Source organism: Sphingopyxis terrae subsp. terrae NBRC 15098, assembly GCF_001610975.1.
Lineage (GTDB): Bacteria > Pseudomonadota > Alphaproteobacteria > Sphingomonadales > Sphingomonadaceae > Sphingopyxis > Sphingopyxis terrae_A.
On sequence record NZ_CP013342.1, the window covers coordinates 1,153,436 to 1,168,103 of the forward strand.

Consider the following 14,668-nt stretch of genomic DNA (forward strand, 5'->3'; position numbering starts at 1 on the left):
CGTTGTCGCGGCGGGCGAGGACTATTCCGCAGCCGGCTCCTCGGCGGGGCGCCCCCCTGCCCATCGCTCCTTGATCATGGCGCTGGTCATCCGGCTGCCGTCGTGGCTCCAGCCGGGTTCGCGCCAGATATAGGACAGCTTGTGCCGCCACGGCGCGCTCCACACGTCTTTGGCGATCCCGACCCATTCGTGGACCGCCGCCCACAAAAGGTTGAAGCTGCCGAGCTGTTTGACGATGCCATAGCGAACCGGATCGTCGTCGCGTTCGGGAACGAAGCTGCCGAACATCCTGTCCCACACGATGAAGACCCCGGCATAGTTGGCGTCGAGGTAGCGCGGGTTGACGCCGTGGTGGACGCGGTGGTGCGATGGCGTGTTCATCACCGCCTCGAACCAGCGCGGCATCCGCCCGATCGCCTCGGTGTGAATCCAGAACTGGTAGATCAGGTTAAGCCCGCCGCAGAAGAAGACCATCGCGGGTGGAAAGCCGATCAGGAACAGCGGCAGACGGAACAGGAAAGCCAGGCTGAAAAAGCCGGTCCAGGTCTGCCGCAGCGCGGTCGACAGATTATAATGCTGGCTCGAATGATGGATGACATGGCTCGCCCAGAACCAGCGGACGCGGTGCGCGCTGCGATGAAAGGCATAATAGGCCAGATCGTCGAGGACGAAGCAGAGGATCCACGCCCACCACCATTGTTTGAGCGCGATGCCGATGTCGAACAGGTGGAATTGATAGACCCACACCGCCATGCCGACGACCGCCGCGCCGACCGCTGCACCGGCCACTTGACTACCGGTACCAAGCAGAAGCGAGGTCAGCGTGTCGCGCGTTTCGTACCGGCTCTTGTCGCGGCGCAGCGACACGATCATCTCGGCGATCAGCAGCAGGATGAAGGCGGGCACCGCATAGGTCACCGGGTTGGGAAGATCATCCATGCGCCACATCCCGCATCCGCGCCGCCCAGACGCCCGCCTCTTTCCCGAGTTGCAGCGTCACCGACCCGAAGCTTCGCTCGGGCATCGTCAATGTCAGGAAATCCTTGTCGAGCCGCCCGACCACGGCGGCATCGACCGGCCGCGCCGCGAAATGATTGCCGTGCGCACGCACCAGCATCATCTGACCGGCGGCGTTGCGGACGATCGCCGCAAAGCCCGCGCGGTCGCGCGCGACCTCTACCCCTCCGAACCCCGTCTCGGCCTCGTCGGCAAGGCGGATCGCATGGGCGGCGTCGGCAATCCGCGGATCAGCGCCCAGACCCATGCGCTTGACCAGCCAGGCGACGAACAAGACCGCCACCAGCGATCCCGCGAGCTGGATGAGGTCGCTCACCGTCATGGCTAACCTGCGAGCGCGTCCATCATCGGCCGCAGCGCCGACAGATCATAGCCGCCGTTCGCGGCCGCATCGCACAGCATGTCGATATCGTCGCCGGCCCGCGCGCGCGTCAGCGCCCACAAATGCGTCGAGCGCGTGCCCGACCGGCAATAGGCGAGCACGGGCCCGGTTGCATCGCCCAGCAGCGTATCGAGCGCGTCGAGCTGCGGATGGCTGAACCCCGAATGGCCGATCGGGATGGCGGCATAGGCCATTCCCTCGGCGGCGCAGGCATGCGCGATGGCATCGCCCTGCGGCGCACCCGGGTCCTCGCCGTCGGGGCGGTTGTTGACGATCATCGCAAAGCCAGCCGCCTTCGCCGCGGCGACGTCCTCGATGCTGATTTGCGGCGCGACCGAATAGGTCGGGGTCAAGGCTCGAAAGTCGCTCATGCCGCGATCTATAAACCTGCGCCGATTGCTGACAAGCGTGAAGGTGGCAACAAGGTCGGGCGATAACGATCTCTCCTAGAACCGCCGGATCACCTCCAGAAAGGCATCGCCCCACGCTTCGAGCTTCTTGGCGCCGACGCCGGGAATTGACGCAAGGTCGCTGCGCGAGGCGGGACGCTCGCTCGCCATCGCGCGCAGCACCGCGTCGTGGAAGATCACATAGGGCGGCACGCCCGCCTCGCTCGCGAGATCGCGCCGCGTCGCACGCAGCGCATCGAACAGCGGGTCTCCGACCGGGTTCGCCGCCGCGCCGTCGCCGCGCCCGGCGCGCGACAGGCGGCGCGCGGGCGGCTCGGCCATCAGTACGGGCACCTCGCCCTTCATCACCGCGCGCCCGGTGGGGCCGAACATCAGCCCGCCATGTTCGGTCGCGGCCAGCGCCTCGCGCGCCATCAGGCTGCGCACCAGCGGTTTGATCAGCCGCGCATCCTCCCCCTCGACGATGCCGAACACCGACAATTTGTCATGGCCGCGCGCGGCAATGCGCTCGTCACGCCGCCCGGTGAGCACCGCCTCGACATGCCCCGCGCCATAGCTTTGCCCGGTTCGATAGACCGCCGACAAAAGCTTCTGCGCCAGCACCGTCGCATCGACCTGCTTCGGCGGGTCGATGCAATTGTCGCAATTGCCGCAGCGCAGCGGCGGGTTTTCGCCGAAGTGGCGCAGCAGCAGCGCGCGGCGGCACTCGACCGTCTCGACCAGCGCCGCGAGCGCATTGAGCCGGGCGCGCTCGCCCGCCAGCCGGCCTTCGGGCAAATCGCCCAGCCGCATCCGCGCCCGCGCGAAATCTTCGGCGCCCCACAGCATCAACGCCTCGGCGGGATCGCCGTCGCGCCCTGCGCGCCCGGTCTCCTGATAATAGCTCTCGATCGATTTCGGCAGCCCGGCATGCGCAACGAAGCGCACGTCGGGCTTGTCGATCCCCATGCCGAAGGCGACCGTCGCGGTGACGATGCCATCTTCCGAAGCGACGAAATCATGCTGCACCCGCGCGCGCCGTTCGGGATCGAGTCCGGCATGATAGGCCGCGACGCTGCGCCCGGTGGCGGCGGCGAGCTTCGCGGCCATCCGTTCGGTCCCGTCGCGCGTCGGACAATAGACGATCCCGGGTCCCGGATTGGCGGCGATGAATTCGGTAAGCTGTTTTGCCGGCGCGCCGCGCGGCGCGATGCGATAGCGAATGTTCGGTCGGTCGAACCCCGCGAGAATCAGCCCTTCGGCGGGGATGCCGAGCTGGACCAATATATCCTCGCGCGTGTGCTTGTCGGCCGTCGCGGTCAGCGCGAGCCGCGGCACCGCTGGAAAGGCGTCGAGCAGCGGGCGGAGCAGGCGATAGTCGGGGCGGAAATCATGCCCCCATTCCGAAACACAATGCGCTTCGTCGATCGCGAACAGCGCGGGCGCACGCGCCGCCACCAGCGACCGAAACCCCTCCCCCGTTGCCCGTTCGGGCGCGATGTAGAGGAGGTCGAGCTGTCCGTCGCGATAGGCCTGACGCGTGTCGGCGAAATCGGCATCGACGCTGGTGAGACTGGCGGCGCGAATCCCCGCCGCACGCGCACCGCGCAGCTGATCGTGCATCAGCGCGATCAGCGGCGATACGACGACGACACAGCCGTCGAGGGCCACAGCTGGAAGCTGGTAGGTCAGCGACTTGCCCGCGCCCGTCGGCATCACCGCCAGCGTATGCGCGCCCGCCATCACCCGCGCAACGACATCGGCCTGTCGCCCGCGAAAGGCGTCGAAACCGAATGTGGATTTGAGCAGGGGGAGAAGAGCGTCGGGAGACATCGCTCGGGGCGATAGGGAAGATCGGGATCGAGGGAAACCCCAACCGCGTCTTTGCCGGCGCTCAGGTTCTGGCCAGCATCGCGCGTTCGGCCATCCGCGTCGCGGTTTCGCGTTCCGCCATCACCACATGGTCGGCGCCGCGGCGGACGAGATCGCCCACCTCCTCGTCCGAATGGGCTCGCGCTACGATGACCAGCTGTGGGTTGATCGCCCGCGCGCGCCGCACGATCGCGCCCGCCTCGACGCCTTCAGGGATGGCGATCAGCAGCGTCGCGGCGGTGTCGATCTTCGCTTGGCGCAGAACGCTTTCCTTGGTCGCGTCGCCGACGATCACCGTCGCCCCCGCGGCGCGGGCGGCGGCGGCCATATCCTTCTGATCTTCTATCACCACCAGCGCCTCGCCGCGCGAACAGAGCAGGTAACCGATATGGCTGCCGACGCGGCCGAAGCCGATCAGCACGGTGCGTGACGGCTCAGCCGCGGGCAACGCGGCCGCTTCTTCGGCAATATCGGGAAGATGCTCGGCGCGCACACGGCGAACGACGAGCGTGAAGAAGATCGGGTTGAACAGGATCGACAGAATCGACCCCGCCAGGATCAGGTCGCGCGCCATGTCAGGCATGACCTTGAGCCCCACCCCCAGCCCGGCGAGGATGAAGGAGAATTCGCCGATCTGCGCCAGGCTGACCGAGATCGTCAGCGCGGTCTGCGTCGAATGACCGAAGGCGCGCACGATGGCAAAGGCCGCGAGCGATTTGCCCACGATGATGATCGCAACGGTCGCGAGCACCGGTACCGGATGCTCGATCAGCACCCAAGGGTCGAACAACATGCCGACCGAGACGAAGAAGAGGACCGCAAAGGCGTCGCGCAGCGGCAGCGTTTCCTCGGCAGCGCGCCGCGAAAGCTGCGTCTCGCCCAGAATCATTCCGGCAAAAAAGGCGCCCAGCGCAAAGCTGACATCGAAGATCACCGCAGCACCGAAGGCGACCCCGAGCGCGGTCGCCAGTACCGCGAGCCGGAACAGCTCGCGCGAGCCAGAATGGGCGACCCAGTGCAGTACCCACGGCAGGATACGGCGCCCGAGGACGAGCATCATCGCGACAAAACCCGCAACCTTCAGAAAGACGATCCCTGCCGACTGAAGCAAGGCGGCGCTGTCCCCCGCGCCGCCCTCGTCGCCGCGCGCGCCGAACATCGCGGGAAGCAGGACGAGCGCCAGCACCATTGCCAGATCCTCGACGATCAGCCAGCCGACCGCGATCCGCCCCTTTTCGGTCTCGACCATGTCGCGCGCCTGGAGGGCGCGCAGCAGAACAACGGTACTCGCCACCGACAGCGCCAGACCGAAGATCAGGCTGCCGGCGAACGACCAGCCGAGCCACAGACCCAGCGCGGTCCCGAGCGCGGTCGCAGCAGCAATCTGCACGATCGCTCCGGGCACCGCGATCCGGCGCACCGACAAGAGATCCTTGAGCGAGAAATGAAGGCCCACCCCGAACATGAGCAGGATCACGCCAATCTCCGCAAGCTGGAGCGCCAGCCCAGTGTCGGCGACGAAACCCGGCGTGAACGGCCCGACAAGAACGCCCGCCAGCAGATAGCCCGCAATTGGCGAAATGCGCAGCCGATGCGCCAGCGCACCCATCAGAAATGCGACCACAAGGCCCGCGACGACGGTTCCGATCAAGCTTGTGTCATGCGGCATAGGGCAGCGTAAAAGCCACGAATGCGCATGGTCAAGCAACTCAAGCGATTTTGTTGCATTTTAGGGCTTGGTCGCGTGTAGGAAAGGCCGCTTTGGGATGGGGAGCGGACGTTTCGATTGCGAAGCCAATGCCCTCCGCATAGGGTTTCCCAATGTGGCGGAATCTTATTGGGATATTGGTCCTGCCTTGGCTGGCTGGTTGCGGCCCCGCACTTGTTTGGGGTGGAAATGACGCCACAAGGGAAAGATTGCTCAAGATTGTCCCAATCGGTTCGTCTGCCAAGAAGCTAGACGAGGCCGCGAAAACCAATGGCTGGAGGCTTAAGGTGCACGATAACCGCACCTTTGCGAAAGGTAAGCCTCATTATTTTGGTAACGGATGCCAGACCGCAGGCGGCATAACGCGAGATTCTGTTGTGGCGGAATACGGGGTCCTCACGACATCGGTCCAAGCGGTATGGCTTTTCGATGAGAAGGAACATTTGCGTCGGGTGTGTGTGCGCAGAACGACAGACGCGCTGTAGGACGCGATGTCCACAATCGGTCGCTAGCCGTTGAACCTATTATCGCGTTCGTGTCGAGCGAAGCCGAGACACCCATCGGCGCGACGCCTGGCCCGAGGAGCATCTCGACCTCGGCCAAAGGCCGTAGTTGGTCCTGAGCGCCTGCCAAGGCCCTCGAAGAGCTCGATGCGAACCGATCAGGATAGACCAGAAATTCCCCTTCCGTTCGAAAGCATGCGCCCGACTTCCATCCTCCCAGCCTAAACCGTGCCCTCTTCCTTTTCGGCCTGCTGACGCGCCCACATGTCGGCGTAGAGGCCGCGCATCGCGAGCAGTTGGTCGTGAGTCCCCGTTTCGGCGACGCGGCCGCGATCGAGAACGATGATGCGGTCGGCGCTCGTGACGGTCGACAGGCGATGCGCGATCACCAGCGTCGTGCGCCGTTCGGCGATCCGTTCGAGCGTGTCCTGAATCGCCGCCTCGGTCCGGCTGTCGAGAGCGCTCGTCGCTTCGTCGAGGATCAGGACCGGCGGATTCTTGAGCAGGGTGCGCGCGATCGCGACGCGCTGCTTCTCGCCGCCCGACAATTTGAGCCCGCGCTCGCCGACTTCGGTCTCATAGCCCTGCGGCAGCATAGCGATAAAGCCGTCGATTGCCGCGCCCTTCGCGGCCTCGGCGATCTCTTCGACGCGCGCATCGGCGCGGCCATAGGCGATATTATATCCGATGCTGTCGTTGAACAGCACCGTATCCTGCGGGACGATCCCGATTGCGGCGCGCAGGCTCTGCTGCGTTATCGCGCGGATGTCCTGCCCGTCGATCAGGATGCGGCCGCCCTGCGGATCGTAGAAGCGGAAGAGCAGCCGCGCGATTGTCGATTTGCCCGCGCCCGAAGGGCCGACAATAGCCAGCGTCTCGCCTGCGCCCAGCGCAAAGCTGACGCCGTTCAAAATGGTGCGGTCGGCCTCATAGCCGAAGACGACATTCTCGAACGCCACGGCACCGCCCGCGACGTGCAGCGCGGGGGCGCCCGGCGCGTCGGTGATCTCGCTCGGCGTGTCGATCAGGCGGAACATCGCCTCCATGTCGATCAGCCCCTGGCGGATCGTGCGATAGACCATGCCGAGCATGTCGAGCGGGCGGAAAAGCTGCGCGAGCAGCGTGTTGACGAGCACCACGTCGCCGACCGCGAAGATGCCGCGCGACCAGCCCCACACCGTGTAGCCCATCGCCCCCGCCATGGCGGCATTGGTGATGAAGCTCTGCCCGATATTGAGCCAGGCGAGGCTGTTCTCGCTTTTGACCGCGGCGCTCGCATATTGGCCCGCAACCTCGCGGTAGCGCGCCGTCTCGCGCCCCTCGGCGCCGAAATATTTGACCGTCTCGTAATTGAGCAGGCTGTCGACGCTGCGCCCGACGGTCAGCGTGTCGAGGTCGTTCATTCGCATCCTGAGCGCGGTGCGCCAGTCGGTCACCTTGCGCGTGAAGGCGATGTAGACGACGACCATCAGCGCAGTCGCCGCGGCAAGGCCGAGGCTGAATTTGGTCCAGAAGATGACGATGACCGCGGTCAGTTCGATGATTGTCGGCGCGATATTGAACAGCAGGAAATAGAGCATGGTGTCGATGCTCTTGGTTCCGCGCTCGATCACCTTTGTCACCTCACCCGTCCGCCGCGCGAGGTGGAAACGCAGCGACAGTGCATGCAGGTGAGTGAAGGTGGCGATCGCGAGTTCGCGCGTCGCATCCTGCCCGACGCGTTCGAAAACAACATTGCGCAGATTGTCGAACAGCACCCCGGCAAAGCGCGCGCCGGCATAGGCGACGACCAGCCCGATGGTCAGCGCGATGCCTTCCTGCATCCCCGGCGCCATACGGTTGATCGCCGCGCCATAGACGAAGCCCATCGACAGTTGCACCGCCTTTGACGCCAGCACCAGCAGCCCGGCCCCGATAATGCGCAACTTGTGCTCGCGATGCCCCGCCGGCCAAAGATAGGGCAGGAAGCGCCGCAGCGTCGCCAGGATCGGCGGCTCGCTGCGCGGGCTGGCGGAAGAAGCGGTGTCAGGCGGCATGAGCGCTCCATGTAGGGCGCCGGTCCCGCTTCGCCAAGCATGGGCGAAGACAATGCTCCCTTTTGCGTGAAAGGCGCGTGATTCCGGTCCGCCGCCGCCCGATCACGGGAATCGGGCGAGCGGGCATCCTGTCAGCCGCCGTTGGCGCGAATCCATTTTTCGACGACCGGTGCAATCTCTTCCCGCCACTTGCGGCCGTTGAAGATGCCGTAGTGGCCGACGCCTTTTGCCATCAGATATTTCTTCTTGGCGGTCGGCAGTTCGGTGGCGAGGGTCAGCGCCGCCTTGGTCTGGCCGATCCCCGAAATATCGTCACGCTCGCCTTCGATCGCGAGCAGCGCAATATCGTCGATCTTGCCAAGGTCGACGATCTTGCCGCGATGCTCGAATTCGCGCTTGGGCAACAGATGGCGCTGGAAAACCGCATCGACCGTCTGGAGATAGAATTCGGCGGTCATGTCGCAGACGGCGCGATATTCGTCATAGAATTCCTTGGTCTTGTCCGCACTCTCGCCATCACCGTCGACCAGATGCTTGAACATTTCCCAATGGCTCATCATGTGATTGCCAAGGTTCATCGACATGAAGCCGGCAAGCTGCAGGAAGCCAGGATAGACGCGGCGCCCGGCGCCCGGATACCAGGCCGGAACCGTTGCGATCACATTTTCCTGGAACCATGCATAAGGCCGCGTCGTCGCATGCTGGTTCACCGCGGTCGGCGCCTTGCGCGTGTCGATCGGCCCGCCCATCATCGTCAGCGTGCGCGGGCGGCACTTGTGCTTGTCGGCCGCCATGACAGCTGCGGCGGCGAGGCTCGGAACCGAAGGCTGGCACACGGCGAGCATATGCGCACCCGGCCCGATATGCTCGAGCCAGCCGATCAGATAGTCGATATAGTCATCGAGATCGAATTTGCCCGCTTCGAGCGGGACATTGCGGGCATCGCGCCAGTCGGTGATCCACACATCATGGTCGGGGATCATCCGCTCGACCGTGCCGCGAAGCAGCGTCGCATAATGGCCCGACATCGGCGCGACGATCAGCAGCTTGGGCTTGCCGGCGCTTGCCGCGTGCCGGAAATGCTTGAGCTGGCCGAAGGGCTTGCGCGCCTCGATCGCTTCATCGACGCGCAGCGTCTCGCCATCGACGAGCGTCTCGTACAGTTCGAACCCCGGTTTGCCGCGCGGCGCCGAGGCGTGTGCAAAGACCTCGAGCGCCGAGGCGAACATCGGGCTCGCGCTGAAATAGCCGAGCGGATTGGCGGGATGCTGGATGACCTGCGCGCCCGCGGTCGCCAATGCGCTCGCGCCCGCGAGCCAGCTGCGCTGCATGTCAAAAGCGTGGTACAGCATAATCTGAATTCCTTGCGTCCGGTCGGGCGCTCTTCCGGCATCCCTGTTGGAGCACAGTCTAGGGCAACATCGCCATTGTGCAATGCATCAAAATCATTGCGCGGCGCCTGATGGATAATATTCCGGGACAGCGGCGGCCTCGGCCTGTTCGAGCACCTTCCGCCGCCGCGGCTTCATCGCTTCGCGCAGCGGCATGCCCTATCGCATCACGCAGGCGGGCCTGCGTGCGGTGCCGGCGCGCAACTCGACAATCACTGAGCCGCAGGGCACGCGGGCAATCCGGCCCCGCGCTCCCTTTACGCAGCCTGGCTTCATGGTCCTTGAAGCAGATCGCCATTCTGCATCGTTGAGCGGCATCGGCGCGGCTGCTAGGGCGATGATCAATGGCGACCAAATCCGATAAACCGAACCCACCCCGCAAGCTATCGAGCCTGCGCATGGTCTGGCATCATGCCAGCCGCTATCCGCTCCAGCTGCTGATCGCGGCGATCGCGCTCGGCATCGCGGCGATCGCAACGCTCGCGATCCCCTATCAATTCAAGGAGATGATCGATTCGGGCTTCGTCGCCGGCGGCGGCGATGTCAGCCCGCATTTCCGGTTCTTCTACGTGATCGTTCTCATCCTCGCGATTGCGACGGCGCTCCGCTTCTATTTCGTGAGCTGGCTCGGCGAACGCACCGTCGCCGATATCCGCGAGGCGGTGCAGCGTAACCTTCTGCGCCTGGCCCCCGGCTTCTTCGAAGAAAACCGCCCCTCAGAAATCGCCTCGCGCATGACGGCGGACACGGCGATCATCGAACAGACCGTCGGAACCACGGTTTCGGTCGCACTGCGCAATACCGTTATGGGGATCGGCGGGATTGCCTATCTCTTCTCGCTCTCGCCGAAACTTACGGGCGGGATTCTGCTCGGCATCCCGATCATCATCATGCCGATCGTGCTGCTCGGGCGCCGCCTGCAAAACGTCTCGCGCTCAAGTCAGGATCGCGTCGCCGACATCGGTGCAACCACGGCCGAACAGCTCGGCGCAATGAAGATCGTCCAGGCCTTCGGGCAGGAAACGCGCGAGGCCGAACGCTTCACCAGCGCCGTCGAAGCCAATTTCGCCACCGCCAAACGCCGCATCCGGCTCCGGGCTACGATGACCGCGATTGTTATCGGGCTGCTGTTCGGAGCCATCACCACTTTGCTCTGGTATGGGGCCGAAGGCGTGGCCGCGGGCACGATCACGGGCGGCACCATTGCCGCCTTCGTCCTGACCGGCGGCCTTGTCGCGGGTGCGTTCGGCGCGCTGACCGAAGTCTATGGCGATCTGCTTCGCGCGGCCGGTGCCGCCGAACGCCTCAATGAACTGCTGATCGCCGAGCCGAGCATTGCCCCGCCGCCGGCCCCTCGCGCTCTGCCGGAGACCGCGACCGGTACGCTCGAATTTGATCATGTCGAATTCCGCTACCCGACGCGCCCCGACGCGCCCGCGCTGCACGATTTCAGCCTATCCATTCGCGCGCGCGAAACGGTCGCGATCGTGGGCCCCTCGGGTGCCGGCAAATCGACGCTCTTCCAGCTCGCCGAGCGCTTCTACGATCCGCAAGGCGGCGAAATCCGCCTCGACGGCGTCGCGCTGCCCGAGCTCGACCCCGCCGACCTGCGCGCCCGGATCGCGATGGTGCCGCAGGAAACGGTGATATTCGCGGCGTCGGCGCGCGACAATCTGCGCTATGGCAACTGGCTGGCCACCGACGACGAGCTATGGGCCGCCGCGCGCGCGGCCAATGCGGAAGAATTTCTGCGCAAGCTTCCCGATGGCCTTGATACTTTCATGGGCGAAGGGGGCGCCCGCCTGTCGGGCGGCCAGCGTCAGCGTGTTGCAATCGCCCGCGCGCTGCTCCGCCGCGCGCCGCTGCTGCTACTCGACGAGGCCACCTCGGCGCTTGACGCCGAGTCCGAAAAACTCGTTCAGGATGCGCTCGAGGCGCTGATGCACGACCGCACCACCGTCGTCATCGCGCACCGCCTCGCGACCGTCCGCGCCGCCGATCGCATCATCGTGATGGACGAAGGCCGTATCGTCGAGGAAGGTCGCCACGACGATCTCGTCGCCGCCGACGGGCTCTATGCACGGCTCGCGCGCCTGCAGTTCCAGGATAATCTTGCCGCCGATCAGGCAGCCGTGATGGAGAAATAGCGATGTCGCTCTATGATCTGACCGTTCCCGCCTACGTCAATGCGCTCGGCGCGCTCTCGGCGCAGCTTGCAAAGGCGCAAACATGGGGTTCCGACAATGCCGTGGGTGAGCTGCAATTCGCCGCCGGCCGGCTGGCCCCCGACATGTTTCCCTTGCCGACGCAGATCCGTTTCGCCTGCGGCCAGGCCGTCAGCGGGCTTGCCCGGCTCGGCGCATCGGGCGGTCCCGATTTCCCCGATGACGCCGCGGACTTTGCGGAAATGCAGGATCAGATCGCGCGCACGCTGACTTTTCTCGATACGATCGACCCCGCGTCGCTCGGCGAGGACGATGATCGACCGGTCAGCTTCGATCTGCCCAACGGCATGGTCTTCGACCTTACCGCCGCGACCTATGTTCGCGACTGGGCGCTGCCGCAATTCTACTTCCACGTCGTCGCGGCCTATGCCGTCATGCGTCATCTTGGGGTACCGCTCGGCAAGGCCGATTATGCCGGCTATATGATGCAACATCTACGCCCCGGCACAGCGCCGGCCGCCTGACCGGCGCGCCCGACATCGGATACCCGCGCAGGGGGCTGTAAGTCAGACCAGACCGCCGTACCGCTGAATGCCGGGAAACGCGATCTTGCTGCCCCCGTTGCGACGAATCGCGCCGATGGCCTGATCGACCCGCAGATAGCGCGCCCGCGCGTCGGGTTCGAACAGCAGCGTTGCCGGAACCGCCCGCTCGGACGCTGCCTTCACCAGTTGGCCCAGTTCGGCGAGGTCGACGGCGTTGCCGTTCCAGCGAATGATGTCGCTGGTGTCGATGCTGACGCGATTTTGGTCGCGAACTTCGAAAGGCGCCGGACCGGCGGGCAGCGTGACATCGACCTTGTGCGTCGGCGGCGGAATGGTGATGACGAACATCACCAGCATTACGAGCATGACGTCGATCAGCGGCGTGGTGTTGATGTCGGGGCTGCCGTTCGGATCGGCGCGAAAGATGCTGCGGCGTCGACGCATTCTGTCTCTCCCTGTCCATCGGGAGCGCCAACATTTCATCCTCGCGTGCCAGCGCGCCCGCCTTGTCCGAGGCAAACCCGTTCATCGAGGCGCCTCACAGATATGATATATCATTTATCCTGAGGAGCAAGGCTCAAATTCTGCGTCGTCGCCCCGGCAAGCCCCGCCATCAGCCGCAGGTGTCATCGAAGAGCCCAAATAAAGAAAGGGCGGCACCTTGCGGTACCGCCCTTCTTTTTCGTCCAATCCCCGTCGGGGATGGAAACCGGTCTTACATGCCCGAGTTTGGACCGTAAGTGATTTCCACGCGACGGTTCTGGTCGTTGCGGACGCCATCGGCGGTTGCAACGGCCGGGCGGGTTTCGCCGAACGCCTGCGTCGTGATCGAGCCATCGGCGACACCACGAGCCGTCATGTACGACTTCACGGCATCGGCGCGACGCTGCGACAGACCGACGTTGTACTTGGCCGAACCCGAACGGTCAGCGTGACCGGCGAGCATGACCTGCTGGCCACTGCAGCCACGGTTGTAAGCGCTGATCGCGTTGTCCAGCGTTGCAGCCGCTTCCGGCGTGATCGCCGACTGATCCCAGTCGAAGTACACGATATACGGTCCGGGTTCGCAAACCGGCGGCGGCGGCGGCGGCGGCGGCGGAGCCGGCGGCGGCGGCGGCGGCGGCGGCGGCGGAGCCGGCGGCGGCGGCGGCGGAGCTTCTGCGCCACCGAAGTTGTAGGTCAGCGTTCCGAGCAGCGAGTGCGAACGGAAACGACCCGAAACATCGCGGCCAAGCTGATCGACCATCTTCAGATCGCTGACATTGAAGAAGCGATACTTCAGACCGGCATCCCAATGCTTGGTCAGCGGTGCACGAACACCGGCGATTGCCTGCCACGCGAAGCGCGTGTCGGAATCGTCGAGGAAGTTGGTTGCGAAGACCGGCTGAACCGAAACGCGTGCAACACCGGCACCACCGCCGACGAAGCCCTGCAGGCCATCGTCGTCACCGAAGTCGAACATACCATTGGCCATGAAGCTCAACGCGTTCGAATCGCCGTTCAGCGGCGTATTGCCGGTGAAGAGCCCGCCCGTCGAGCTCGCCGGAATCCCGGGAGTCGAAAAACGACCACCGGTGATGTCGGCTTCACGATAGCCGACTTCGACTTCAGCGCGGAAACCGCCGAAGTCATAACCGACAGTGCCTTCGAAATCATAACCGGTACGATGATCGAGCGTTCCCGCATTAGCGACGGTGCCGATATCGAGGTCGATGTCCTCGACGATCATGACACCACCACCGACACCAACATACCACGAGTTGTCGCGCGCCATAGCAGGCGACGCAAGGGCAGTGGAGGCCAACGCCACAGCGACGGCAAGCTTCCTCATAATGGATTCCCCTTTCAATTGAGATTACGTCTCGACAGACGTCCTACTCGTGCCTTTGGTTCCACGCAAGTAAACAAATCGACAATCTGTTGCCAAAAAGTCGCACTTTCTGCGCGAACAGAAGCAAAATCAGTCAGCGATCATAATACCATGCGCCACCATAAGCGCAAGCAGCGCGTCTATTGCCGCACGCGCTTCCAGGTCGATCGTCGTGCCCCCATCGGGATTCGCAATAGCGATGGGTAGAGTCCATTTGGAGCCGCCGAAACGTAACGCGGCACCGTCGCTGATCCGTCTGACACGCATCCCGGACAAGGGCGCGACAATTCGCCATCCGCCCGCGGTCCAGAGCGCCAGCCGACCCGCCTCGCTGGCCCATGCACCGGTCGCGGCTCCATCCACGATCCAGCAATTGCCCGCGGCAGGGGCTTCGGGCGGGGTTGCCAGCGGCCCATCAACGGCGGCGGGGAAAGGCGGAAATCGCCGACCTGTTGAACGGAAAGCGCGCTTCCCGCCGGTATTGCTGCCAGCAGCGCGGCATCCAGGACCAGCTGGGATCCAGTGCAATCCCACGGGCCGAGCCCCGGCATCAAGGGCACCAGCATCGTCTGCCACAGCTCGCGGCCCTCGCCGGGCAGATCGACCTGGCCGCGCCAGCCGTTACTGGCGCGGCTACGCCGCACCCTATGCGCCTCGATCGCGCCATCGGCAGCCGCGCACACATCTCCATGCAGCGGCGACAGCGGCCGCAGCGCTCGCGCCGCCGATGGCACGGGCACATCGACCAGTTCGATGCCACCTTGCGCCGTTGCCGATCTGCAGCAGAAAG

12 protein-coding genes are annotated in these 14,668 nt (G+C 64.8%); 2 read left to right on the plus strand and 10 right to left on the minus strand.

What is annotated here, in order from left to right; genetic code table 11:
* Positions 1–21 precede the first annotated feature (21 nt).
* From AOA14_RS05630 to AOA14_RS05660, 7 genes are all read right to left on the minus strand, one after another.
* The gene (locus tag AOA14_RS05630; RefSeq protein ID WP_062903030.1) at positions 22–939 is read right to left on the minus strand and encodes a sterol desaturase family protein; all 918 of its coding nucleotides are present in this window, start codon (positions 937–939) and stop codon (positions 22–24) included.
* On the minus strand, positions 932–1,339 hold the full coding sequence (locus AOA14_RS05635; protein WP_062901100.1) for a hypothetical protein: 408 nt from the start codon (positions 1,337–1,339) through the stop codon (positions 932–934). The genes AOA14_RS05630 and AOA14_RS05635 overlap by 8 nt, the downstream gene beginning before the upstream one ends.
* A gap of 2 nt (positions 1,340–1,341) precedes the next feature.
* The gene (locus AOA14_RS05640; protein ID WP_003043089.1) at positions 1,342–1,770 is read right to left on the minus strand and encodes a protein tyrosine phosphatase family protein; all 429 of its coding nucleotides are present in this window, start codon (positions 1,768–1,770) and stop codon (positions 1,342–1,344) included.
* A gap of 75 nt (positions 1,771–1,845) precedes the next feature.
* Positions 1,846–3,621 carry a DNA helicase RecQ gene (gene recQ / locus AOA14_RS05645; protein WP_062901101.1) on the minus strand — a complete coding sequence of 592 codons (1,776 nt, stop codon included), beginning with the start codon at positions 3,619–3,621 and terminating at the stop codon, positions 1,846–1,848.
* Between the two features lie 61 nt (positions 3,622–3,682).
* Positions 3,683–5,329, minus strand: coding sequence for a cation:proton antiporter domain-containing protein (gene ybaL / locus AOA14_RS05650; protein ID WP_062901102.1), 1,647 nt, complete (start codon positions 5,327–5,329; stop codon positions 3,683–3,685).
* Between the two features lie 763 nt (positions 5,330–6,092).
* Positions 6,093–7,907, minus strand: coding sequence for an ABCB family ABC transporter ATP-binding protein/permease (locus AOA14_RS05655; protein ID WP_062901103.1), 1,815 nt, complete (start codon positions 7,905–7,907; stop codon positions 6,093–6,095).
* Positions 7,908–8,038: 131 nt separating this feature from the next.
* Positions 8,039–9,259, minus strand: a complete 1,221-nt coding sequence (locus AOA14_RS05660) for a polyhydroxyalkanoate depolymerase (RefSeq protein WP_062901104.1) — start codon at positions 9,257–9,259, stop codon at positions 8,039–8,041.
* Between the two features lie 383 nt (positions 9,260–9,642).
* On the opposite strand from AOA14_RS05660, the gene AOA14_RS05665 reads away from it, so the two are divergent.
* Together AOA14_RS05665 and AOA14_RS05670 are read left to right on the plus strand one after the other, a co-directional pair.
* Positions 9,643–11,445, plus strand: coding sequence for an ABC transporter transmembrane domain-containing protein (locus AOA14_RS05665; protein WP_062901105.1), 1,803 nt, complete (start codon positions 9,643–9,645; stop codon positions 11,443–11,445).
* A gap of 2 nt (positions 11,446–11,447) precedes the next feature.
* Positions 11,448–11,987 carry a DUF1993 domain-containing protein gene (locus tag AOA14_RS05670; protein WP_062901106.1) on the plus strand — a complete coding sequence of 180 codons (540 nt, stop codon included), beginning with the start codon at positions 11,448–11,450 and terminating at the stop codon, positions 11,985–11,987.
* Between the two features lie 42 nt (positions 11,988–12,029).
* On the opposite strand, the gene AOA14_RS05675 is transcribed toward AOA14_RS05670, so the two are convergent.
* From AOA14_RS05675 to AOA14_RS20295, 3 genes are all read right to left on the minus strand, one after another.
* Positions 12,030–12,452: an ExbD/TolR family protein gene (locus tag AOA14_RS05675; RefSeq protein WP_062901107.1), complete on the minus strand. Its 423-nt coding sequence runs from the start codon at positions 12,450–12,452 to the stop codon at positions 12,030–12,032.
* A 271-nt stretch (positions 12,453–12,723) separates the two neighbouring features.
* A complete protein-coding gene (locus AOA14_RS05680) occupies positions 12,724–13,839 on the minus strand; it encodes an OmpA family protein (RefSeq protein ID WP_062901108.1) in 1,116 nt (371 codons plus the stop codon).
* A gap of 129 nt (positions 13,840–13,968) precedes the next feature.
* Positions 13,969–14,454 (minus strand): DUF2793 domain-containing protein, encoded by a 486-nt coding sequence (locus AOA14_RS20295; RefSeq protein ID WP_313906778.1) that lies wholly within the window; start codon positions 14,452–14,454, stop codon positions 13,969–13,971.
* Positions 14,455–14,668 lie beyond the last annotated feature (214 nt).